24 protein-coding genes are annotated in these 22,038 nt (G+C 72.1%); 13 read left to right on the top strand and 11 right to left on the bottom strand.

Annotated features, from left to right (window positions below; all coding sequences use genetic code 11):
• Nucleotides 1–18 precede the first annotated feature (18 nt).
• Nucleotides 19–465 (bottom strand): M15 family metallopeptidase, encoded by a 447-nt coding sequence (locus OJ997_RS01295; protein WP_270023178.1) that lies wholly within the window; start codon nt 463–465, stop codon nt 19–21.
• A gap of 87 nt (nt 466–552) precedes the next feature.
• Here OJ997_RS01295 and OJ997_RS01300 point away from each other — a divergent pair, with 87 nt between their 5' ends.
• The 3 genes from OJ997_RS01300 to OJ997_RS37290 are packed head-to-tail and all read left to right on the top strand — an operon-like array spanning nt 553 to nt 5,558.
• Nucleotides 553–1,218: a response regulator transcription factor gene (locus OJ997_RS01300; RefSeq protein ID WP_270023179.1), complete on the top strand. Its 666-nt coding sequence runs from the start codon at nt 553–555 to the stop codon at nt 1,216–1,218.
• Complete coding sequence (locus OJ997_RS01305; protein WP_270023180.1) at nt 1,215–2,201, top strand: sensor histidine kinase; 987 nt, start codon at nt 1,215–1,217, stop codon at nt 2,199–2,201. The genes OJ997_RS01300 and OJ997_RS01305 overlap by 4 nt, the downstream gene beginning before the upstream one ends.
• 60 nt (nt 2,202–2,261) lie before the next feature.
• Nucleotides 2,262–5,558: an InlB B-repeat-containing protein gene (locus OJ997_RS37290; protein WP_270023181.1), complete on the top strand. Its 3,297-nt coding sequence runs from the start codon at nt 2,262–2,264 to the stop codon at nt 5,556–5,558.
• Here the strand turns inward: OJ997_RS37290 and acs are convergent.
• From acs to OJ997_RS01325, 3 genes are read right to left on the bottom strand one after another with little or no spacing between them, the layout of a single operon-like run.
• The gene (gene acs / locus OJ997_RS01315; protein ID WP_270023182.1) at nt 5,555–7,516 is read right to left on the bottom strand and encodes an acetate--CoA ligase; all 1,962 of its coding nucleotides are present in this window, start codon (nt 7,514–7,516) and stop codon (nt 5,555–5,557) included. The genes OJ997_RS37290 and acs overlap by 4 nt on opposite strands.
• A gap of 19 nt (nt 7,517–7,535) precedes the next feature.
• Nucleotides 7,536–8,429, bottom strand: coding sequence for a hypothetical protein (locus tag OJ997_RS01320; RefSeq protein WP_270023183.1), 894 nt, complete (start codon nt 8,427–8,429; stop codon nt 7,536–7,538).
• Between the two features lie 13 nt (nt 8,430–8,442).
• Entirely contained in the window at nt 8,443–8,628 is a 186-nt protein-coding gene (locus OJ997_RS01325) for a hypothetical protein (protein ID WP_270023184.1), read from the bottom strand.
• Between the two features lie 26 nt (nt 8,629–8,654).
• On the opposite strand from OJ997_RS01325, the gene OJ997_RS01330 reads away from it, so the two are divergent.
• Nucleotides 8,655–9,074 carry a CBS domain-containing protein gene (locus OJ997_RS01330; RefSeq protein WP_270023185.1) on the top strand — a complete coding sequence of 140 codons (420 nt, stop codon included), beginning with the start codon at nt 8,655–8,657 and terminating at the stop codon, nt 9,072–9,074.
• On the opposite strand, the gene OJ997_RS01335 is transcribed toward OJ997_RS01330, so the two are convergent.
• The gene (locus OJ997_RS01335; protein ID WP_270023186.1) at nt 9,043–9,753 is read right to left on the bottom strand and encodes a CTP synthase C-terminal region-related (seleno)protein; all 711 of its coding nucleotides are present in this window, start codon (nt 9,751–9,753) and stop codon (nt 9,043–9,045) included. The two genes, OJ997_RS01330 and OJ997_RS01335, sit on opposite strands and share 32 nt — an antisense overlap.
• A 71-nt stretch (nt 9,754–9,824) precedes the next feature.
• On the opposite strand from OJ997_RS01335, the gene OJ997_RS01340 reads away from it, so the two are divergent.
• The 6 genes from OJ997_RS01340 to OJ997_RS01365 all read left to right on the top strand — a co-directional run bounded on the left by OJ997_RS01340 (nt 9,825) and on the right by OJ997_RS01365 (nt 15,011).
• Complete coding sequence (locus tag OJ997_RS01340) at nt 9,825–10,631, top strand: LysR family transcriptional regulator (protein ID WP_270023187.1); 807 nt, start codon at nt 9,825–9,827, stop codon at nt 10,629–10,631.
• Between the two features lie 65 nt (nt 10,632–10,696).
• Nucleotides 10,697–11,779: a lysylphosphatidylglycerol synthase transmembrane domain-containing protein gene (locus OJ997_RS01345; RefSeq protein WP_270023188.1), complete on the top strand. Its 1,083-nt coding sequence runs from the start codon at nt 10,697–10,699 to the stop codon at nt 11,777–11,779.
• Between the two features lie 60 nt (nt 11,780–11,839).
• A complete protein-coding gene (locus OJ997_RS01350; RefSeq protein WP_270023189.1) occupies nt 11,840–12,046 on the top strand; it encodes a hypothetical protein in 207 nt (68 codons plus the stop codon).
• 37 nt (nt 12,047–12,083) lie between these two features.
• A complete protein-coding gene (locus OJ997_RS01355) occupies nt 12,084–13,010 on the top strand; it encodes an SGNH hydrolase domain-containing protein (RefSeq protein WP_270023190.1) in 927 nt (308 codons plus the stop codon).
• A gap of 130 nt (nt 13,011–13,140) precedes the next feature.
• Nucleotides 13,141–13,857: an SGNH hydrolase domain-containing protein gene (locus OJ997_RS01360; RefSeq protein WP_270023191.1), complete on the top strand. Its 717-nt coding sequence runs from the start codon at nt 13,141–13,143 to the stop codon at nt 13,855–13,857.
• Nucleotides 13,858–13,916: 59 nt separating this feature from the next.
• On the top strand, nt 13,917–15,011 hold the full coding sequence (locus OJ997_RS01365) for a glycoside hydrolase family protein (protein WP_270023192.1): 1,095 nt from the start codon (nt 13,917–13,919) through the stop codon (nt 15,009–15,011).
• Nucleotide 15,012: 1 nt separating this feature from the next.
• Here OJ997_RS01365 and OJ997_RS01370 read toward each other — a convergent pair whose 3' ends face one another.
• Nucleotides 15,013–16,008 carry a lysylphosphatidylglycerol synthase domain-containing protein gene (locus tag OJ997_RS01370; protein WP_270023193.1) on the bottom strand — a complete coding sequence of 332 codons (996 nt, stop codon included), beginning with the start codon at nt 16,006–16,008 and terminating at the stop codon, nt 15,013–15,015.
• Between the two features lie 89 nt (nt 16,009–16,097).
• Here OJ997_RS01370 and OJ997_RS01375 point away from each other — a divergent pair, with 89 nt between their 5' ends.
• The gene (locus tag OJ997_RS01375) at nt 16,098–16,976 is read left to right on the top strand and encodes a bifunctional helix-turn-helix transcriptional regulator/GNAT family N-acetyltransferase (protein WP_270023194.1); all 879 of its coding nucleotides are present in this window, start codon (nt 16,098–16,100) and stop codon (nt 16,974–16,976) included.
• On the opposite strand, the gene OJ997_RS01380 is transcribed toward OJ997_RS01375, so the two are convergent.
• Nucleotides 16,919–17,629, bottom strand: coding sequence for a GNAT family N-acetyltransferase (locus tag OJ997_RS01380; RefSeq protein ID WP_270023195.1), 711 nt, complete (start codon nt 17,627–17,629; stop codon nt 16,919–16,921). The two genes, OJ997_RS01375 and OJ997_RS01380, sit on opposite strands and share 58 nt — an antisense overlap.
• 52 nt (nt 17,630–17,681) lie before the next feature.
• Here OJ997_RS01380 and OJ997_RS01385 point away from each other — a divergent pair, with 52 nt between their 5' ends.
• The gene (locus OJ997_RS01385; protein ID WP_270023196.1) at nt 17,682–18,347 is read left to right on the top strand and encodes a peroxiredoxin; all 666 of its coding nucleotides are present in this window, start codon (nt 17,682–17,684) and stop codon (nt 18,345–18,347) included.
• On the opposite strand, the gene OJ997_RS01390 is transcribed toward OJ997_RS01385, so the two are convergent.
• From OJ997_RS01390 to OJ997_RS01400, 3 genes are read right to left on the bottom strand one after another with little or no spacing between them, the layout of a single operon-like run.
• Nucleotides 18,340–19,050 carry a DNA-3-methyladenine glycosylase family protein gene (locus OJ997_RS01390; protein WP_270023197.1) on the bottom strand — a complete coding sequence of 237 codons (711 nt, stop codon included), beginning with the start codon at nt 19,048–19,050 and terminating at the stop codon, nt 18,340–18,342. The two genes, OJ997_RS01385 and OJ997_RS01390, sit on opposite strands and share 8 nt — an antisense overlap.
• A complete protein-coding gene (locus OJ997_RS01395) occupies nt 19,047–20,039 on the bottom strand; it encodes a lysylphosphatidylglycerol synthase transmembrane domain-containing protein (RefSeq protein WP_270023198.1) in 993 nt (330 codons plus the stop codon). Before OJ997_RS01395 ends, OJ997_RS01390 begins: the two co-directional genes overlap by 4 nt.
• Before the next feature lie 6 nt (nt 20,040–20,045).
• Complete coding sequence (locus OJ997_RS01400) at nt 20,046–21,149, bottom strand: MFS transporter (protein WP_270023199.1); 1,104 nt, start codon at nt 21,147–21,149, stop codon at nt 20,046–20,048.
• 26 nt (nt 21,150–21,175) lie between these two features.
• Between OJ997_RS01400 and OJ997_RS01405 the strand changes: the two genes are divergently transcribed.
• Nucleotides 21,176–21,616: a hypothetical protein gene (locus OJ997_RS01405; RefSeq protein WP_270023200.1), complete on the top strand. Its 441-nt coding sequence runs from the start codon at nt 21,176–21,178 to the stop codon at nt 21,614–21,616.
• Here the strand turns inward: OJ997_RS01405 and OJ997_RS01410 are convergent.
• Complete coding sequence (locus tag OJ997_RS01410) at nt 21,584–22,036, bottom strand: Lrp/AsnC family transcriptional regulator (protein WP_270023201.1); 453 nt, start codon at nt 22,034–22,036, stop codon at nt 21,584–21,586. The two genes, OJ997_RS01405 and OJ997_RS01410, sit on opposite strands and share 33 nt — an antisense overlap.
• Between the last annotated feature and the right edge of the window lie 2 nt (nt 22,037–22,038).

Genomic DNA, 22,038 nt, shown 5'->3' on the forward strand with positions numbered 1-22,038 from the left:
CCCTGGGGGTGCGGGCTGCTACCCAGCGGCGTCGGGCCGTTGCGGCGGGCACGTGCCGCCGGGCTCGGTCACGCGCTCGTAGTGCCAGATCTCGTTCGCGTAGATCTGGCACAGGCCGTAGTCGGCGCCGTGCTGCGCCATCCAGTACGCGGCGTCGGTAGGCCCGATGTCGACGGCCTTGCCGGTGACGTGCGTGGAGCGCTCCGGTGTGTTCACGTACTGGCGGGCGACCGCTTCGGAGCCGTAGGTCTCGATCGCCTCGTCGAGCAGCTGCTGCTGGCGGGCGGCCGTGCGCACGCCGCTCGTGATCCGGATCGTGATCCCTTCGCGCGCCGCGTCGCGGGTCGCGTCCGCTACGGCGCGCGCGAGCTTCGGGTCGAGCGTGACGGGCTCGGGCTTGCGGGAGTCACCGCCGAGCACCGGGATCAGGCAGGCGGCGAGGAGGAGCAGGCAGAGGTACTTCATGCCGCCAGCCAAGCGCGGGCCGTGTTGCGCCCTCGTCGGCGCAAACGCAGACGTTTTCGCAACATGGGCGTCCCTACTCTGCGTCGGATGCGCGTGCTGATCGCCGAGGACGAGCAATACCTGGCGGAGGCGCTGCAGACCGGCCTACGGCGGGAGGCGATCGCGGCCGACATCGCGCTCGACGGCGACGCCGCCCTCGACCGGCTCGCGGTCGCGGACTACGACGTGCTCGTGCTCGACCGCGACCTGCCCGGCACGCACGGCGACGTGGTCGCCGCCACCGTCGCGCGCGAGCATCCCGACGTCCGCATCCTCATGCTCACCGCCGCCGGGCGGCTGAAGGACAAGCTCGACGGCTTCTCGCTCGGCGCCGACGATTACCTGCCGAAGCCGTTCGCGTTCGACGAGCTGCTCGTGCGCCTGCGCGCGCTCGCCCGCCGACCGGCCGCGACCGCGCCGCCCGTGCTCGAGTTCGCCGACCTGAAGCTGGATCCGTTCCGGCGCGAGGTCTACCGCGACGGGCGCTACGTGAAGCTCACCCGCAAGCAGTTCGCGGTGCTCGAGCTGCTGCTGCGCGCCGGCGGCGGCGTGGTGAGCGCGGAGACGATGCTCGAGAAGGCGTGGGACGAGCACGCCGACCCGCTCACGAGCGCGCCGCGCGTGACGATGTCCACGCTGCGCAAGGCGCTCGGCGAGCCCGACCTCATCGTCACGGTCCCGGGCGCGGGCTACCGGCTGCTCGCGCCGTCATGAGCGCCCGCCTCCGGCTCACGCTCAGCTACGCCGCGTTCCTCGTCACCGCCGGGCTGATGGTCGCGGTCGGCATCTGGATCGTCTTCCGCGTGGTCCCGAACTACCCGCTCACGGCCGCCAACCCGCGCGACCAGTCGGCCGTGCCGACGCGCGAGGAGATCCTCGACCTGATCGTCAAGGGCTCGGCGATCACGCTGGCGGCACTGGCGGTGATCGGGCTCGCCGGCGGCTGGTTCCTCGCCGGCTGGATCCTGCGCCCGCTCGACGACATCTCCACCGCCGCGCGGCTCGCCGCCTCCGGCCGGCTCGACCATCGCATCCGCCTGTCCGGCCGCAGCGACGAGTTCAAGGCGCTCGCCGACGACTTCGACCACATGCTCGAACGCCTCGACGACGCGTTCACGAGCCAGGAGCGCTTCGCCGCGAACGCGTCACACGAGCTGCGCACGCCGCTGACCGTCACCGCCACGATGCTCGACGTCGCGCGCGCCGAGCAGGACTCCGAGCTGCTGCGCCGCCTGCAGCAGACGAACGCGCGGGCGATCGCGCTGACCGAGGCGCTGCTCCGGCTCGCCGACGCCAACGCCGTCACCGCGACGCTCGAGCCCGTCGACCTGGCGGAGCTCGTGCGGGCCGTGGGCGAGGACGGCGACCTGCAACCCGCGTGGGTCTCCGGCGATCCCGAGCTCCTCACGCAGCTCGTGGAGAACCTCGTCCGCAACGCCCACCAGCACGGCACCGGCGAGCTGCGCATCCGCACCGCGGGCACGACGCTGCGGATCGAGAACGCCGGCCCGGTGCTCGAGGCGTCGGAGCGGCTCGTCGAGCCGTTCCTGCGCGGAGCCGGCCGGACGGCGGGCGGCGGCCACGGGCTGGGTCTCGCGCTCGTCGAGCGGATCACGACCGTGCACGGTGGACAGCTCACGCTCACCCCGCGTCAGGGCGGCGGGCTCATCGTGGAGGTCACGCTGGCCAAACCCTAGGGTCGGAGTCTCGGGGTTGCCCCGATGTCCAGGTCGACGAGAACCGCGAGCGTGTCATGCGTGATCAAGTCGCCGCTGCGCTGGACCCCGCTCCTCGCCCTCCTCCTGACCCTTGTAGCCCCTACGTTCGCGGTGGCCGGTCCGCCCGGCCTGCAGTGGTCGGCGCCGAAGCAGATCAACGGCGCCGCCCCGTTCTCGGGCGGCCACCGGATCGACGGGATGTCCTGCCCGACCACCTCGCTGTGCGTCGGGGTCGACGCCGAGGGTCGCGCGCTCACCGCGACCAGCCCCGCGGCCGGCACATGGACGCCGACGCCGATCAGCGACTCGGAGGGCCTGCTGGGGATCGACTGCGCCTCGGCGACCCGCTGCGTCGCCATCACCCGCTGGGGCGAGGTGATCACGACGTCGAACCCGACCGGCGGCGCCGGCGCCTGGGCGACGGCGAAAGTGGCCGACGGCACGTTCCTCGGTGGCGTCTCGTGCCCGACGACCACGTTCTGCGCGGCCGTCGGGAGCGGCGGCCTGATCGTCACGTCGACGAACCCGACCGGCAGCGCCGGCGCGTGGACGAAGACCAACGTGCCGGGCGTCGACCTGCTGTGGAAGATCTCGTGCCCGACGGCGTCGCTGTGCGTCGCGATCGACGCGGGCAACAACCTCCTGACCTCGACCAACCCGACCGGCGGCGCGAGCGCCTGGCAGCGGACCACGATCGCGGGCACCACGCTGTCGGACGTGTCGTGCCCCTCGACGACCCTGTGCGTCGCCGTCGGCTACGCCGGCAAGCTCTTCACCTCGACGAACCCGACCGGCGGTGCCGGCGCCTGGACCACGTCGACGTTCGAGACCCAGTCGATCGGCGAGATCGACTGCCCGACCACGACGTTCTGCGCCGCCACCGTCGGATGGGCGAACAAGGTCATAACGACCACGAACCCGGCCGGCGGGGCGGCGGCGTGGAGCGGGACGGACGTCGGCACCTTCGCCGGGGTCGTCGGTTGCGCGTCCGCGGCGCTGTGCGTGGCCGGCGACGACAGCGGCAACGCCTACATCTCGACCGGCGGCGCGTGGGCGAAGTCGCAGATCTCCGGCACCAACTCCCTGAACGCCGTCGACTGCCTCCCGTCCGGCTTCTGCGCCGCGACCGACGAAGCCGGCCGCGTGTTGACGGCCACGAACCCGACCGGGACGTGGACAGCCCAGACAGTCGCGGCGGGGCGCAACCTGACCGACATCGACTGTCCGACCGCCTCGTTGTGCTTCGCCGTCGACACCACCGGCAACCTCGTCTGGTCGACGACGCCGACGGGCGCGGCGGCGTGGACGGTGACCAACATCGACCTCACGCGCTCGCTGACGGCGATCTCCTGTCCGACGGCCTCCTTCTGCGCCGCGATCGACAATCAGGGCTACGTGGTCACGTCCACGAACCCGACGGGAGGCACGGCGGCCTGGTCGCGCTTCGGCCTGGCGCCGCTCGGGACCGAGATGGGGTCGGTGTCGTGCGCGTCGGCGTCGCTGTGCATCGTCAGCGACCGGTACTACGGCCGCCTGTGGACGTCGGCGAACCCGGCGGGCGGCGCCTGGACGCTCTTCCAGACGCCCCTGGTCGATGGCTTCCGGCGTGGCGTCGTCGGGCTCTCCTGCACGTCCGCCACGTTCTGCGCGGCGCTGGACACGGACGGCCGGATCCACACCGCGACCGACCCCGGGACGAAGCCGCTCGCGTGGGACACGATCACCATCCCCGTCAGCGGGCTCAGCATCCCCACCAACCTGACCTGCCTGTCCAGCACGTTCTGCGTCGGGGTCGACGCCGCCGCGCTCGCCTATTCCTCGACCCAGCCGGGCGACCCGAGCGCGTGGGCGGTCCGTCCCGCCGACTCCCCCGGCCACGACCTGGTCGATGTCAGCTGCGTCTCCACGGCACTGTGCGTCGCCATCAACTCGATCGGCATGATGACGACGGGCTCGCCGGCGCCGAACAGGACGCTGACGGTGGCCAAGAGCGGCTCCGGGACGGTGACGAGCGCGCCCGGTGGGATCAGCTGCGGCGCGACGTGCAGCGCGAGCTTCACCGACGGCGCAGTCGTCACACTGACGGCCACCGCCGCGGCGGGGTCGCGCTTCTCGGGCTGGAGCGGTGCTTGCACGGGCACCGGCAGCTGCGAGGTCGAGCTGCTCGAGGCGCGCAGCGTCACGGCGACGTTCGTCCCCACCGCTGCACTGACCGTGGCGAAGGCCGGCGCCGGCTCCGGCACCATCACGAGCGCGCCGGCGGGCATCGATTGCGGCACGACCTGCAGCTTCACGTATGACGAGGGCACGAAGGTCACGCTGACCGCGACCGCCGCGGCCGGGTCCGGGTTCACCGGCTGGTCGGGCGGCTGCACCGGCACCGGCCCGTGCGAGGTCACCCTGACCGCGGCGAAGACCGTGACCGCGACCTTCGCCCGCCACCGGACGCTGCGGGTCGACACGTGGAACGGCGGCTGGGGATACGGGAGGGTGACGAGCCCGGCGGGCGTGGACTGCGACTCGGTCTGCGACTACGCCAAGGCCGACGGCACGACGCTCACGCTGACCGCCACGGCGGACCCGGGCTCGCGCTTCGCGGGCTGGTCCGGCGGCGGTTGCACCGGCACGGGCACCTGCACGGTCACGCTCACCGCGGACACCACCGTCGTGGCGGCGTTCAACCTCACGCACACGCTGACGGTGGCCAAGGCCGGCACGGGCGTCGGCACCGTCGTCTCCGCCGCGCCGGGCATCACCTGCGGCACCACGTGCTCGGCGGTGTATGACGAAGGGACCTCCGTGACGCTCACCGCGACCCCGGCGGCCGGCTCCACGTTCGCCGGCTGGTCCGGTGGCGGCTGCTCGGGCACCAGGCCCTGCACGACCAGGGTCGACGACAGCGACACCGTGACCGCGACGTTCACCGTCGATCCGGTGCCCACCGCGACCCCCACGCCGACGCCCACACCGACCGCCACCGCGACCCCCACCCCGAGCGCCACCGCGACGCCGACTCCGACTCTCGAGCCGACGCCGCCCCCGTCGGTCCAGCCCGGCCCGACGCCCGCGCCGACGCCGATCGCGGCGGCCCCGGACACGCGCCTGGGCAAGAAGTCGGTCAAGCAGCGCACGGCGACGTTCCGCTTCACCGCGGTCGGCAAGAGCACCGGCTTCCGCTGCGCGCTCACCGCGCGCGGCAAGAAGGTCGTCTACAAGGCCTGCAAGTCGCCGGTGACGTTCAAGCAGCTCAAGCCCGGCAAGTACACGTTCCGGGTGGCGACCATCGGCGACCCGACGCCCGCCACCACGACGATCACGGTGAAGAAGGGCCGCTAACCCTCTCCGGCCGCGTCGCGTTCCTTGATCTTGCCCTCCAGCTGCGCCATCACGTCCGGGTCCCGGAGCGTGGTGACATCGCCGAGCTCGCGGCCCTCGGCGATGTCGCGCAGCAGGCGGCGCATGATCTTCCCGGAGCGGGTCTTGGGCAGGTCGCCGGCCCAGATGATCCGCTTCGGGCGGGCGAACTTGCCGATGCGGGAGGCGACGCGCTCGCGGATCTCGTCGATCAGCGCGTCGTCACCGTCGTCGACCGCACCTTCGAGCGTCACGAACGCGGTGATCGCCTGGCCGGTGTCCTCGTCGGCCTGGCCGATCACGGCCGCCTCGGCGACCTTCGGGTGCGAGACGATCGCGGACTCCACCTCGGCGGTGGAGAGCCGGTGGCCGGAGACGTTCACGACGTCGTCGATGCGCCCGATGATCCAGAAGTAGCCGTCGGCGTCCTTGCGGGCGGCGTCGCCGACCAGGTAGGTGTCCTTCCCGAACTTCGCCCAGTAGGTCTCGACGAAGCGGTCGTCCTCCTTGTAGAGGGTGCGCAGCATCGCCGGCCACGGGCGCTTGAGGATCAGGTAGCCCTGGCCCTCGTCGACGTCCTTGCCGTCCTCGTCGACGACAGCGGCCTCGATCCCCGGCAGCGGCTTGCCCGCCGAGCCCGGCTTCGTGTCCAGCAGGGCGGGGAGCGTCGTGATCATGATCGCGCCGGTCTCGGTCTGCCACCAGGTGTCGACGATCGGCGCCTTGCCGCCGCCGATCACCTTCCAGTACCAGAGCCACGCCTTCGGGTTGATCGGCTCGCCGACCGTGCCGAGCAGCCGCAGCGATGACAGGTCGTGCTTCTCCGGGTGCTCGACGCCCCACTTCATGCACGCGCGGATCGCCGTCGGCGCGCAGTACATGATCGTCACCTTGAAGCGCTCGACGATCTCCCACCAGATGTCCTTGGCGGGGTAGTCGGGCGCGCCCTCCCACATCACCGAAGTCGTGCCGTTCGCGAGCGGCCCGTAGATGATGTAGCTGTGGCCGGTGACCCAGCCGACGTCGGCCGCGCACCAGTAGACGTCCTCTTCCGGCTTGAGGTCGAAGACGGCCTTGTGCGTGTAGGCGACGCCGGTGAGGTAGCCGCCCGTGGTGTGCAGGATGCCCTTCGGCTTCGCGGTCGAGCCGGACGTGTAGAGGATGTAGAGCGGGTCCTCGGCGTCCATCGGCTCGGGCGTGTGTTCGGCGGCGGCCTTGCTCAGCAGCGTCTCGTACGCGTAGTCGCGCCCTTCCTTCATCGGCGCGCCGTTGCCGGTCTTCTCGACGACGACGATCGTGTCCACGAGGTCGCCGATGACCTCGTCCACGGTCTCCTTGATCGGCGCGGTCTTGCCCTTGCGGCGCGCGCCGTCGACCGTGATCAGCGTCTTGGCCTCGGAGAACTCGATCCGCTCCCGGACCGACTCGGCGCTGAAGCCGCCGAAGACGACGTTGTGGATCGCGCCGATCCGCGCGCAGGCGAGCATCGAGACGACGACCTCGGGGATCATCGGCAGGTAGATCGCGACGACATCGCCCTTGCTGACGCCCAGCTCGGTCAGCGCGTTGGCGAACTTCTGGATGTCGCGGTGCAGGTCGGCGTACGTGATGTCGACCTGCTCGCCCTCTTCACCGAGCCAGTGGTAGGCGACGCGCTCGCCGTTGCCCGCCTCGACGTGGCGGTCGACGCAGTTGTAGGCGACGTTGAGCTTGCCGCCCACGAACCACTTCGCGAACGGCGGGTTCGACCAGTCCAGCGTCTGGTCCCACTTCGTGTCCCAGTGCAGCGAGGAGGCCCGCTCGGCCCAGAACGCCTCGTAGTCCTCGGCCTGGTCGTAGATCGCAGCGTCGGCGACGACGGCCTGCTCCTTGAAGCCGTCCGGTGGCGAGAACGACTCCTGGTCCAGCAGCTCCTCGAGTTGGTCCTCGAGCGTCGCCATGCGATCTCCTCCGTCGGTGTTAGTGACGCTTCTTCCGCTTGCTGCGCCCGGCAGTCGGCGTCTTCGACGACGCCTCGGGCGCGGCAGGCTGCGTGGCCGGCGTGCGACCGCCGCGCTCGGCGCGAGCCTGCGCGGTGGCGACCGCTCCGGGCCACGGCTCGGCCTTACCCGTTCGCCACGCCGGAGGATCGCCTCCCGGGAACTTGCCCAGGAGCATGACGCCGACGCCGGCGAGCCAGAAGACCTGCACGACCGGCAGCGGGAAGATCACGAGCATCGCGCCGGCGACGATCCCGATGTAGCCGAAGAGCTTGGTGAGCAGGCCGACGCGCATCGCGTTGAGCGACACGAAGATCAGGCCGATCGCGAGCACGACGCCGCCCAGGCCCGAGAGGATCTGGGCGAACTGCTGGGTGCCGGTCTGCAGCTGGGTCGCCTCCGCGACGGTGCGCGGGCCGTCCATGAAGTCGTTCGTCAGCACGACGATCGAGGTCCGGTAGACCAGGCTGCCGATGGCGAGCGAGACGCCGCCGATGATCGGCAGGTAGATCAGGAAGCGCCGGAACTCGGGCGCGCGGGCGCGGGTCGCGACGCTCAGGAAGCCGGCCGCCCAGGCCATGCCGCAGAAGCCGATGAACGCGCCGATGCCGATCGCCAGGATCGTGACCTGGTGGTCCTGCAGGTACTGGAACTCCTCGATCCGCAGCGACGGCAGATCGGCCACGCGGCCCTCGCCGACGCGCTCCAGCGAGTCCAGCCCGCTGATCGTCGGGTAGTCGCCGCGGAGGCGCTCGAAGGCGATGTAGTAGACGAGCAGGCCAGCGGCCCCGATGATCGCCGCGATCGCGGCGCGGGTGCGGTTCTGCTTCTCCCAGAGGAGCGTCTTTTCTGGATCCTGCGTCACGGCGGCCACGTCGGGGGACACTCTAGTGGCGCTTGGCCGGCGGAAGCCCGACGCGGCGCACCGGCTCCGGGCCGATCTGGTTGCGCCCGATCACGCGCGAGGCCTTGTCGCCGGCGTACAGGACGACGTCCAGCGCGGGCGCCGCGAGCCGGATCAGCGCCTCGACGCGATGGATGTTGCGGACCTGTGCAGCGCTCCTGTAGGCCACGATCGCGCAAGGGTACACTCGCCGCCATGTTGGTCGGCGACGTCATGACGGAAGGGGCGATCACCGCCGCCCCCGACACCTCCGTGCGCGAGATCGCGCAGCTGATGCGCACCCACAACGTGGGCTCCGTGGTCCTCGTCGCCGTGGACGGCCGTCCGGTCGGCTTCATCACCGACCGCGACATCGTGCTGTCGGTCGTCGCGCAGGGACGTTCCTTGGACGACCGCGCGGCCGTGCACGCCTCCTCGCCCGTGATCCGGGCCGAGCCCGACATGGAGGTCGAGGAGGCGACGCAGCGGATGGTGCGCCACGGCGTGCGGCGCCTCGTCGTGGTCGAGGGCGGCGCGGCGCTCGGCGTCGTGACGCTGGACGACCTGTCCTCGCGCGGGCTGGAGCCGGAGCTCTCGGCGCGCGTTACGCGGGCTGCGCTGCCGTCGCTCGGCTGACCACCGCTTCCGCGTACGCCCGGATGACCGGGTGCGCGCGGCTGCCGTCGCCCGCCAGCTCGGGCTGGAAGAGCGTGCCGAGGAAGAACGGGTGGTCGGGCAGCTCGAGCGCGCGCGGGGCGCCGTCCTCGTCGTGGGCGCCGAAGACCACGCCGGCGGCCGCGAGCGTGTCGACGAACTCGGGCGCGATGCCGTAGGAGCAGTGGTAGCGCTCGAGCCGCTGGTCGACGCCGGCGATCTTGGCGATCAGCGTGCCGGGCGTGTAGCGGATGACGCCCTCGTGGCCGACGAGGCTGCACTCGAGCGGAACGATCACGTCGGTGTCGTGGTCGCCGTACTCCGAGTGGTCGGCGTCGGCGATGTTCGCGAGCTCGCGCGCGAGGTGCAGGATCGCGTGCTGGAAGCCGCCGCACGTGCCCAGGAACGGGATGCCGCGCTCGCGCGCGACGCCCGCCGCGGCGATGACCTTCTCGCGGTCCGCGTACGGGCTGCCGGGGACGATCCAGATGCCGTCGAAGCCTTCAAGGTCGTCGGCCTCGGTCGACGGGATCCAGTACGGGTCGAGCACGAGGCCGTCGCGGCGGCGCAGTGCGTCGATGAGGAGCGGGATGCGCCCGTGGGCGCGGACCGTGGGCGAGCGGTCGCCCACGAGCGCGATCGTGGCTGAGGAAGCGGTCATGGGCCTCCATCGTGCTGGTCGTCCGAGTTCATGTCCAACGATCGTTCGTGTGGTTACGATCAGTGGCGCTTATGGACCCTCGCTTCCTGCGGACGTTCGTGCGAGTGGTGCGGCTCGGCTCGTTCTCGGCCGCCGCGCGCGAGCTGGGCTACACGCAGTCCGGCGTGTCCCAGCACATCGCCGTGCTGGAGGGCGACGTCGGCGTGCCGCTCCTCACGCGCCGCCCGGTCGGCGTGACCGAGGCGGGCGCGCGCCTGCTCGAACACGCCGAGCCGATCCTGCTGCGGCTCGACGCGGCGCGCGCGGACGTCGCGCGCGTGGCCGCGGGCCCGCCGTCGCAGCTGCGGATCGGCGCGACGCCACTGGCGTGCGGGTTCGCCGCCGAGCTCGTCGCACCCGCCCTGGCCGTGACCGTTCGCGTGAGCGCGCGGGACGAGATCGCCCGTGCCGTCGCGGTGGGTGAGCTCGACGCGGGCGTCGTCGACGGCGTGGCCGCGCCGAACGACCCGCTCCGCCTGCCCGAGACCGGCGCGCGCGTGGCCCGTTCCCTCGAGGAGCCGCTCGCCGTGGCGGTGGCGGACGACCATCCGCTGGCGGGTCGCTCGATCACGCTGGACGGGCTGGTCGACGCGCGCTGGATCGACGCGCCGACGATCTGCGCGCCGCTCGCCGATCTCGCCTCGCTCGCGCGCGCCGAGGGGTTCCGCGCGGCACTGACCTACGACGGCGCGGACGTCGCCGGGCTGCTCGCGCTCGTGGCCGCCGGGCATGGCCTCGCGCTGCTCCCGGAGCGGGCGTTGACCGGCGTCGCCGCACTTCCCGTGATCGCCCCAGCGCTGGTGCATCGCACCGAATGGCTGACCGACAACTACGGGTAACCCGAACTTAAAGAGTCGAGCCTGCCCCGTGTGCGGATCGCGCTCCTCACGCGACCATTCATGTCATGGCCGCCACCCTCGATCCCGCCGACCGTCCCCTCGGACGGATCTCCCCTCGGCAGATCGTCGTGCTCGTCGTCGCGAGCGCGGTGATGGTGGCGGGGCTGGTCGTGATCGCTCCGGCCCTGGCCGATCTCCCCGATGTCTGGTCGAAGCTGACGACCGGCCATCTCGGCTGGCTGGCGTTCGCGCTCGTGCTCGAGGCGCTCTCGTTCGTCGGGCACGCGATCCTGTTCCGCGCCGTCTCGATCGACGCTGACGGCGACTCCTCGCGGATCGGGCTCCGCGCGAGCACCGAGATCACCCTCGCCGGCCACGCCGCGACGCGCCTGTTCGCGTCCGCGGGCGCCGGCGGCATCGCGCTCACGGCCTGGGCGCTGAAGAAGTCGGGCATGGAAGCCCGCGACGTCGCCGCGCGCATGACCACGTTCATGGTGCTGCTGTACTCGGTCTACATGGGCGCGCTGCTGTTCGGCGGGCTCGGCCTCTACACCGGCGTCATCCCGGGCGGCGGCTCGTTCGCGATGACGATCGTGCCGGCCATCTTCGGCGCCGTGGTGATCGCGCTGGTGGCGAGCGCGCAGCTCGTCCAGCCGGGCGACTCGCGGCTGCGCCGGTGGCTCGCCCCGGTCGGCGCGGGCGTGCGCGACGCGCGCCGCCTGATCCGCCGCGGCAACGCCGGCCTGGTCGGCGCGCTGATGTGGTGGGCGTTCGACATCGCCTGCCTGTGGGCGTGCTTCATGGCCTTCGGCGACTCCCCCGCCGTCGGCGTGCTCGTGCTCGGCTACTTCATCGGCATGCTCGCCAACACGCTCCCGCTCCCCGGCGGCGTCGGCGGCGTGGACGGCGGCATGATCGGCGCGTTCGTCGCCTTCGGCGTGGACCCGGCCAGCGCGATCGTCGCCGTGCTCGCCTACCGCTTCTTCGCCTTCTGGCTGCCGATCGCCCCCGGCGCGGCCGCCTTCGCCACGCTCCGCCGCACGGTCTCCGGCTGGGAGGCCGAGGACGCCGGCGAGACCCCGCGCCCCTCCCGCGCCAAGCGCAAGCAGGCGACGCGCTCAACCGGGCTCTGCCACCAGTACAGTTGAGCCATGGAAGGTTTTGGCGGGTTCTTCAACGACCCTGATTTCCAGCGTCGAATGCAAGAGATGGCCGAGCAGATGCAATCGGCCCAGACGCTGCAGTGGGCCGACAACGCGATCAAGCTCGCGGTCGACATGACCGTCGCGGCGATCAACCGCGTGAACATCCAGGGCACCACCGAGCAGCAGGCTCAGCAGATCCGCTCGGTGATGGCGACCGTCTTCCCCGAAGCGGTCACGCTCGTGCGCGAAGCCCGCCAAGGGCTGCAGTAGGCCGCGTCGCTGGCCGCCCCCGTAAAGTGCGGGGGCGTTGATCACTCGGTGCGTTCTTCTCGTCGCCTGCGCGGTCGCCCTGAGCCTCGTGTCGAGCGCGAGCGCGGCCACGCCGCGCTGCTTCGGCGCCGCGGCGCGTGATCCCGAACGGCCGTGCACGAACCCGAAGCTGCGGCTGAAGGTCGAGCCGACCGTGCGGCAGGCGCCGCTCGTCCGCGGTACGCCGTGCGCGCGACTGCCGGTCGAAGGGTTGCTGTCGCCGTGCGGGTTCGGCGTCGCGGACGCGAGCGCGCAGGGGTACTTCGCGCTGCTCGGGGACAGCCACGCCGCGCACTGGCGGCCGGCGCTGCAGACGCTGGCGCGCAAGGAGCACCTGCGCGGCGTGCAGCTCACGCGCAACGGCTGCAGCCTGACGACGGTCCCGCTGGCGGCGCCGGAGGCCGTGCGCGCCGACTGCGAGAACTGGAAGGCGCAGGCCATGAGCTGGCTCACTCGCCACCCGGAGGTCACGACCGTCTTCCTGGCGCAGAAGACGCCGGACCCGGACGACTTCCTGCCGGACCCGGTGCCCGTGTTCTCGGCGCAGGTCAGCGGCTACGTGGAGGCGTGGAAGTGGCTGCCGGCGTCGGTCCAGCACGTCCACGTGATCCACGACAACCCGTCGATGCGGACGAGCACGATGGCGTGCGTGAGCCGCGCGCTCAAGCGCAAGCGAGCGCCGGGACCGGCGTGCGCGGTGCCACGCGCGACCGCGCTCCCGCCCGACCCGGCCGCCGCCGCGGTGGCGCAGACCGACCCGGGGCGGTTCGGGCTCATCGACCTGTCGCCGTTCTTCTGTGACGCCAAGAGCTGCTATCCGGTCGTGGGTGGCGTGCTGGTCCACAAGGACGTCAACCACATCACGAGGCGCTTCGCCGAGACGCTCGCCCCGTTCCTGGAGCGCGCCGTGGCTGGTCGCGCTTAGCCTCCTCGCGGGCTGCGGCGAGCAGACGCCAGCACCGACACCGGCACCGACGGCGAAGGCCACGCAGACGCCGGCCGCGGACTGCGTCGGCGCGGCCGCACGCGAGCACGGGTGCGAGGAGCCGTCGGGCGTGCGCGACGACACCAACACGCGCGGTACGCCGTGCGAGCGCACCGAGCCGCTCGGGCTCGTCGAGCCGTGCGCGTTCGGTCCCGCCGGCGCGGAGACGACGTTCGCCGTGATCGGTGACAGCCACGCCGGCCAGCTGCGCTCGGCGTTCGCGGTGGCCGCCGACGAGCTGGGCCGGCGCGGGTACGCGCTCACGCGCAACGGTTGCCCGTTCGTGCGCGACGGTCGCCCCCTGCCCGAGCCGACCTTCAGCCAGTGCGCGCGGTTCAAGCGCGAGGTGCCGCAGTGGCTCGCCCGCCACCCGGAGGTCAAGACGGTGTTCCTCGTCGGCCTCGCCCGCAACGCCGCCACGCAGGACCCCGCGAACTGGACCGCCGCGTGGGAGACGCTCCCGAGCAGCGTCGAGCGGCGCGTGGTGATCCGCGACACGCCCGAGCTGGCCGAGGACACGCTCGCGTGCGTGCAGCGCGCGGAGGCCCGACCGGGCTCGACGTGCGCCGTCCCGCGCGCCACGGCGCTCCCGCCCGACCCCGCCGTCGCCGCGGCCGAGCAGACCGGAGCGCGGACGATCGACCTCAGCCGGTACTTCTGCGACGAGACGCGCTGCTTCCCGGTCGTCGGTGGCGTCGTCGCCTACCAGGACTTCACGCACGTGTCGGCGGCCTTCGCGGTCACGCTCGGGCCGTACCTGGCCGCGGAGATCCGGCGGCTTAGCTGACGCGGCTACCCTCGTTCGCCATCAAACGCCTGCTCGCCACAGCCCTGCTCGCCCTGCTCGTGCTCGCCGCACCGGCCCACGCCTCACGCACGATGGAGATCGGCATCCAGGACGACGCCGTCTTCGTCGACCAGGTCGGCTACGGCCGGATCGCGGGGCTCACCCGCGCCAAGGAGCTCGGCGTCACGACCGTCCGCGCGAACATGATCTGGGCGCGCGTGCTGGTCGGCAAGCAGTCCGAGCAGCGCGCCCGCCCGGCCAAGCCGCGCTACGACCTCATCCGCTTCGAGCAGCTCGTGACCGAGGCCCGCGCCGCCGGCCTGCGCGTGGAGCTCACGCTCACGGGCCCCGCCCCGCGCTGGGCGACCGCCGACAAGGCGAAGGCGTCGACGCGCAACCCGTCGGCGAAGGAGTTCGCGCGCTTCACGTCCGAGATCGCGAAGCACTTCAAGGGCCGCGTCGCCCGCTACAGCATCTGGAACGAGCCGAACTGGCACTCGTGGCTGAGCCCCGCCCGGACGGCCGCGGCGCAGTACCGCAAGCTCTACACGGCCTCGTACTCGGCGATCAAGCGCGCCGACCGCAAGGCGGAGGTCGTGCTCGGCGAGCTCGCGCCGCAGGCCCGCCCCGGCGCCTCGTTCGCCCCACTGCGCTTCCTGCGCGACGTCCTCTGCGTGGACACCCGCTGGAAGAAGCGTGGCGGCTGCGGGACCGTCCGCGCCGACGCGGTCTCCCTGCACCCGTACGACTACAAGAACCCGCCGACGTACAAGCGCGTCCCGACCGACGACGTGACCATCGGCACCGTCAGCCGGCTCACGAACGCGCTCACCCGCCTGCGCAAGGCCAAGGCGCTCGCCACCGCCGGCAACCGCGAGCCGGCCGTGCACCTGACCGAGTTCGCCTACTTCGCGAGCGGCCCGCTGGCCTTCCCGCGCGCCACCCGCGCCCGCTACATCACGCAGGCCTTCGAGCTCGCCCGCAAGAACCCGAAGATCTCGCAGCTCCTGTACTTCGGGCTGATGCAGAACCCGGACGTGCAGTGGAACACGGGCCTGCTGCGACCGAACGGCACGCCGGACGACTCGTTCACGGCGCTGAAGAGCTGGACCGAGCGCGAGACCCGCGCCGGCCGGCTCGCCCCCTCCGAGTAGCTCAGTCCCAGTGGTGCGCTTCGAAGCGCGCCGCGACCTGCTCACGCGGCGGCGGGTGCGCGAGCACGCGCTGGATCCGCACGAGCGCGATCGCGCCGAACAGCGCGGGGAGGCCGAGCTGGAACACGCGGTAGCCGACCACGGCCGCCGCGGCGAGCGGGAGCGAGGTGCCGTAGGCGACGAACATGCCGATCAGCCCGCCCTCGGTGCCGCCGACGCCACCGGGCGTGGGCAGCAGCGCGCCCGCGTGGCCGAGCGCGTAGGCGAGCACGAACAGCCCGAGCTCCGGCGCACCGCCGCCGAACGCCTGGAACATGCACGCGAGGCTGGCGACGTCGAACGCGAAGTAGGTGATTGACCCGAACAGCAGCAGCGGGTCGCCGTGCTTGAGCAGCTCGATCGACGTGCGCACGCCACCGTGCACGAAGCTCCAGACGCGCCAGACGATGTGGCGCACCTTGCCTCCGTCCGGCTCCTGGGGCGGGTTGGTGCGCCCGAACAGCACGACGAGCACGAACACGAACGCGATCGCCCCGGCCGGGAGCAGCGTCATCAACAACGACGCGTCGCCCGGCAGCAGGCCGACCGCGGTGAGCCCGCCCGCGACGGTGATCGCGGCGAAGCTCACGGCGCTGGTGACGAGGAAGAGCGCGGCGTGGCGTTGCGCGGCGAGCTCGGCGGGCACGCCGAGGCGCGTCAGCACGTAGGCGCCGTAGGCCGGCCCGCCCGCGCCGCCCGCGGGGAGCAGCACGTTCGCGCCCTGCTCCGCCGTGCCCAGCACGAGCGCGCGGCGCCACGGCATCACGCGGTCGAACGCCGACCACAGCGCGCGCACGAAGCCGAGCATCGAGAGGATCCGGAACGCGGCGGCGGCCACGATCCAGCCCGGCTCGGCCTGCGCGAACTCGGTCCGCACCTCGCCCACGCCGGGCAGCGCGGCGAACGCGACCACGGCCAGGATGAGCACGATCGCGAAGAAGCCGACGCGCTTCGCCACACCCCGAAAGTCGATGCCCGCATCGTGCGCCCTTGCCATAGCCGCCCTTTAGGTTGGCAGCGTCGCGATATCTGACTAGAGTCAGAGATATGGAAGAGGTCGAACGGGTCCGCTCTTTCAACCGCACGGTCACCGAGCGCGTGGGCGCGTTGATGGACTCCTACCTGGACTTCGGGCGCCCGCTCGGCGCGTCCCGCGTGCTGTGGGAAGTGGGCGCGGCGACCGACGTGCGCGACCTGCGCGCGCGGCTGAGCCTGGACTCCGGCTACCTCAGCCGGCTGCTGCGGACGCTCGAGGGCGAGGGCCTCGTGACCGTGGAGGCGGGCACGGGCGACCGGCGCCGCCGCACGGTCGCGCTCACCGCCGCGGGCCGGGCCGAGCGCGCCCGGCTGGACGCGCGCAGCGACGACCTCGCGCGCTCCTTCCTGGCCCCGCTCAGCGAGCGCCAGACCAGGCAGCTCGTCGACGCGATGGCGACCGTCGAGCGGCTCCTGACCGCGGGCATCGTCGAGCTCACTGCGGAGGACCCGGCGGGCGACGCCGCGCGGCACTGCCTCTCCCGCTACTTCGCGGAGATCGACGAGCGCTTCGACGGCGGCTTCCGCGAGGCCGTCGCGCTGCCGTTCGACTCCGGCGTGTTCGTGGTCGCGCGGCTCCGGGGCGAGCCGATCGGGTGCGGCGCGCTCAAGGACGTCACGCCGCCCGAGATCAAGCGCATGTGGGTCGCCCCCGAGGCGCGCGGGCTCGGCGTCGGCCGCCGCATCCTGGCCGAGCTCGAGCGCCACGCGGTCGAGGCCGGGACCGCGACGATCCGGTTGGAGACCAACCGCGTGCTCGCCGAGGCGCAGCAGCTCTACCGCTCAGCGGGCTACGTCGAGGTGGAGCCGTTCAACGCCGAGCCGTACGCGCACTACTGGTTCACGAAGACGTTGAAGCCGGGCACCTCGACGAACCCGAGCCGCTCGTAGAGCCGCGCCGCGCCGTCGTCGTCCGGGTGCAGATGGGCGAGCGTCGCGCCCTGTTCGAAGCCGCGTGCGATCAGCCAGGCGGTGAGCGCCGCGCCGAGCCCGCGCCGCCGCGCGTGCGGGAGCACGCCAACGCCCGCCACGTACAGACACGGCCCGGCGCGGCCGTCGCTGCGCACGGAGTACCCGGTCGCGACCGGCTCGCCGTCGAGGTAGCCGAGCGCCGTCTCGAACCGAGGCGCGTCGAACTGCGCGGTCAGCCACGCCCCCGCGGGGTCGGTGCCGAACGCGGCGGCGTCGATGGTGACGACCGTGTCCAGGTCGTCGGCGACCCGGACGTCCGCGGCCGGCGGCGGCACGAACGCGGCAGGCTCGAGCCCCATGAGGCGCTTGTAGAACAACATGCTCCCGCGTGACCACTCGAGCTCGCGCGGCACCCGCATCCCCCACGGCACACCCCGTGTGGCGTACCAGGCGGCCGCCGCGTCCATGTCGGCGTCGGGCGCCGTGATGTCCGCGTTGTTCCACTGCGGATGCCCGAGCCCGGACGCCATCAGGCGGATCCCGGGCCGCTCCTCCGCGCCCGCCCGCAGCGCGCCGTGGACCTGCCAGGCGTCGCCGTGCGCGGTTCGGACCCGGGACGTCAGCGAATCCACCCCAGCAGAGTAAACTCCCTAAAACCAGACCCCCTTTTAGAGGAGACAGACGATGGGCGTCACCATTGGCGATACGGCTCCAGATTTCGAAGCGGAGACCACCGAGGGCACGATCAACTTCCACGACTGGCTCGGTGACTCGTGGGGTGTGCTGTTCTCGCACCCGCGCGCCTTCACCCCGGTGTGCACGACCGAGCTCGGCTACCTGGCCTCGATCAAGCCGGAGTTCGACAAGCGCGGCGTGAAGATCATCGGCATCTCCGTGGACCCGGCCGAGAACAACGTCGGCTGGTCGAAGGACATCGAGGAGACGCAGGGCACCGCCCCGAACTACCCGATCATCGGCGACAGCGACTTCAAGGTCGCCAAGGCCTACGGGATGCTGCCGGCCGACGTCGCGGGTGAGGCCACCGAGCGCACGCCCGCGCAGAACGCGACCGTTCGCAACGTCTACGTGATCGGCCCGGACAAGAAGATCAAGCTGGTGCTCATCTATCCGATGACGACCGGCCGCAACTTCGACGAGGTCCTGCGCGTGCTGGATTCGCTGCAGCTGACCGCCAACCACGCGGTCGCCACGCCGGCCCAGTGGCAGCCGGGCGAGGACGTCATCATCGCCGGCTCGGTCTCCAACGACGCCGCCAAGGAGAAGTACCCGGACGGTTGGAAGGAGCCCAAGCCGTACATCCGGATCGTTCCCGCGCCCACGGCTAGCTAGCCAAGCTGGCCCAGAGCGAGATCACGGCGTAGGCCCGGAACGGTCGCCACCGCTCCGGGTCCGCCGCACCGTGCCGGGCGAGGCCGTGCCGCACGCCGATGTCCGTCGGCAGCCACGCGTCGCGGTCGCCCAGGGCACGCATGTTCACGTAGGTCTGCGTCCACGGGCCTACGCCGCGGAGGTCGATCAGCCGGTCGAGCGGCTGCCCGGCCAGTGAGCGCAGCGTCGCCCGGCGCGTCGCGGGCATCGCGAACACCGCGTCCGGCGCGGCCGCGATCGCCTCGAGCGACGGGAAGCGATGCGTGATCGTTCCGCTGGGCCGCGTCAGCGGCTCGCCGACCGTCTGCACGAGCCGGCCCGCATGCGTCCGCGCGGCCTGCACGGTGATCTGCTGGCCGAGGACGGCACGGACGGCGAGCTCGTCACCGTCGACGCAGCCCGGCACGCGCGTTCCAGGGCGGTAGAGCGCGCCGAGGCGCTCGGCGATCCGCGCCACCGGCGCGTCCAGGTCGAGCATCCCGGACACGTCGTGCGTCGCCTCCATCCCTTCCGGATGCGGCCGCAGCTCGAGGATCTCGCCACTCGGCAGCGACCGGCGGTAGACGCCGTCCACGTGCTCCTCCACGCCCGGCACCATCCGCCGGGCGAGGAAGTCGATCAGCCCGGCGCCGTCGTAGGGCTGCTCGACCGCGCGCAGGATCACGCCGGGGTTTCCGCCGCGGCGGCCTTCTCCGCTTCCCGCTGCTCACGCCCCGCGGCGATGACCTCCTTGAAGGAGCGGAAGCGGAAGATCTTCGTGAGCGCGCCGAGGCCGATCAGGAACGTGAGCGCGGCGATCGCGATCTGCTGGCCGACGGAGTAGGCGGCGACGGTCGCGCCCGAGCCGAAGACCTTCACGAGCAGCGCCTGCTGGACGCCCGCGCCGCCGGGCGTGAACGGCACCAGGGCCGCGACCGCGTTGACGCCGAGCACGAGCAGCACGTTGCTCACCGAGCCGCCGACGTGGAACGCCTCGAGCAGGCACCAGAACGCGGCGAACCGGAACAGCCAGCCTGCGAACTGCACGAGCCACACCTCGCGGAAGTAGCGCTTGCGGTCGAAGACGATCGTCAGGCCCTGGCGCACGCGCTCCCAGAAGCGCCGGACGCGCGCCGACAGCAGCGCGAACCCGACCATCACGCCGATCCCCAGCACGGTCAGCAGGAACAGCGTGAAGCGCGGGTTGGACGCGAAGAACGCGAGGTCGAACGCCGGCAGCGACGAGAAGTCCGGCGGCTTCGGGAACACGCCCTGGCTGAACGCGTACGCCAGCACGGGCACCGCGATCGTCAGGTCGAAGATGAACTCGATGCTGAACGCGGCGCCGATGGCCGGGTAGCTCGAGTTCGGCACGGACGTCTTGGTCAAGAACAGGCGGATCACGTCGCCGCCGCGGGCCGGGATGACCGAGTTGAAGCCATACCCGGCGAAGTACGCGCCCCAGATGCGCCGGAACTGGATCCTGGACTCGGGGTACGCGGCACGCAGGATGTGGAACGACGCGCGCGCCCGCAACGTGAGGTAGGTGGTGAAGAAGATCAGCGCCAGAAGGAGCGGGATCCACGAGACCCCGGCGAGGTTCGAGAAGAACGAGCCGACCGCGTCGAAGAACGAGGAGAACGAGTCGCCGATGCTTGCGAGTGTGGGGAGCACTGCCCTCTAGCGTGCCATGCGCAGGGGAGCGATGAAGAGTCCGGCCACGGCGGCAAGGATGCCCGCGCCCAGGAATCCCAGTCGTGGGTCGGCGTGGTAGAGCGGGAGCCACATCAGCGGAGCGGCCGCGTTGCCCGCGAACTTGAAGGCGCTGACGACCGACGTGCCGCCCGCGCGGTTGCCCGGGACGGCCTCCACGGTCAGCACGTTGATCCCCGCCCACATCAGCGCCGAGCCGAGGCCGATCACGAACCACAGCGCGCCGAGCGCGACGGCGGAGGGCGCGAACCCGAGCGTCGCGACGAGCACCGCGCAGATCGCAAGGCCGGCGTAGATCACCGGCGTGCGGCCGAAGCGGTCGACCGCGTCACCCGCCGCGCGGCCCAGCAGCATCCCCGCGACGCCGAAACCGGCCAGCAGGACGCCACGCGCGATCGAGCCGAGCCCGAACTCGTCCGCCGCCTCGACCGCGACCAGGAAGCCGATGCCGGTCACGCCCGCGTAGCCGGTGAAGGCGGCGCCGCTGAGCAGCCCGACGCGGCGGGTGAAGGCCTCACGCAGCCGCACCGGGGTGTCGCGCTGCTGGGCGTCGGGCGGCGGGAAGGCCGCCAGGGCGAGGGCGACGACCACCTGGCTGAGGAACGCGAACCGCCAGTCGAGCGCGCCGAGCGCGCCGCCGCCGAGCGGGGCGAGCGCGATCGCCGCGGTCTGCACGGCCGCGAACGTCCCGACCGCGCGGCCGATCTGGCCCGGCGGGACGAGGTCCGCGAGGCCCGCGAGCAGCAGCGGCGTCAGGAACGCGTTCGCGCTGCCCTGGAGCGCGCGGATGACCAGGAAGCTCTCCAGGCTCGGCGCGAACGCCGCGGCGAGCGACAGCAGCGCGTAGGCGATGTACGCCGTGCGGACGACGCGCCTGCGGCCCAGCCGCTCGCCGACCGTCCCGGAGACGAGCTGCAGCACCGCGAACGGGACGAGGTAGGCGGGGATGGTCGCGGCGATCTCGGCCGTCGTGGCGTCGAACGCGTCGCGCAGCTGCGGCACCAGGACGGCGACGACCCCGCCCCCGAACGGGCCTAGGAAACCGCCGATGTAAAACGGGACCGTTCGCACCGGTGAGCCATTACCCTCGCACGCGGATGTTCCGGAAGACAGTGACCGGGCCCGACGGGCGCACCTGGAACGTCGGGCGCGCGTGGTTCCCGCGCCGGCGCAAGTTCAGGCGTGCCGACCCGTTCGACGGGTTCGACCCGGGCGGGTTCTTCCCGGGCCTGGCCGACGATCTCGGCGTCATCGGGATCATCCTCGCCGTGATCGCCCTGATCGTCGGGCTGCTGTTCCTCGTGCTCGTGCTGTTCAACGTCGTCGTGATCGCGATCGAGTTGACGATCGTCCTGACGCTGTGCGGCGCGGGCGTGTTCAGCCGCGTCGTGCTGCGCAAGCCGTGGACGGTGTTCGCGAAGTCCGGCAACGCCCGGATCGAGCGCCAGGTCGTCGGCTGGCGCGCCAGCAAACGCGAGATCGAGGACGTCGCGGGCGCGCTCGCGTCAGGGCTCGAGCCCGCGCGGGCGCACCGGTGACGACTGGATGATCGACGTCGTCGTCTGGCCGTAGGGCGTGAAGCGGTCGATGACCTCCTCCAGGTGCTCGACCGTGCGCACGTGGACCTTCATGTAGAAGCAGTCCTCGCCGGTCACGCGGTGGCACTCGACGACCTCGGGCGTGCCCTGCGCGACCTCGGCCACCTTCGGGATCTGACGCGGCGCGGGACGCATGCGGATGATCGCGGCGAGCGCGAAGCCCAGCGAGCGCGGGTCCACGTCCGTGCGGTAGCCCGTGATCGTGCCGTCGCGCTCCAGGCGGGACAGGCGCTCGGCGACGGCGGGCGGTGAGAGACCGACCCGGCGGCCGAGCTCGGCCTGGCTGATCCGTGCGTCCTGCTGGAGCTCTGCGAGCAATCGAAGGTTCGTCGCGTCGAGCGCACCGTTCTCCGAAGGCATAC

The sequence above is a fragment of the Solirubrobacter phytolaccae genome (assembly GCF_027587195.1).
In the GTDB taxonomy this organism is placed as follows: domain Bacteria; phylum Actinomycetota; class Thermoleophilia; order Solirubrobacterales; family Solirubrobacteraceae; genus Solirubrobacter; species Solirubrobacter phytolaccae.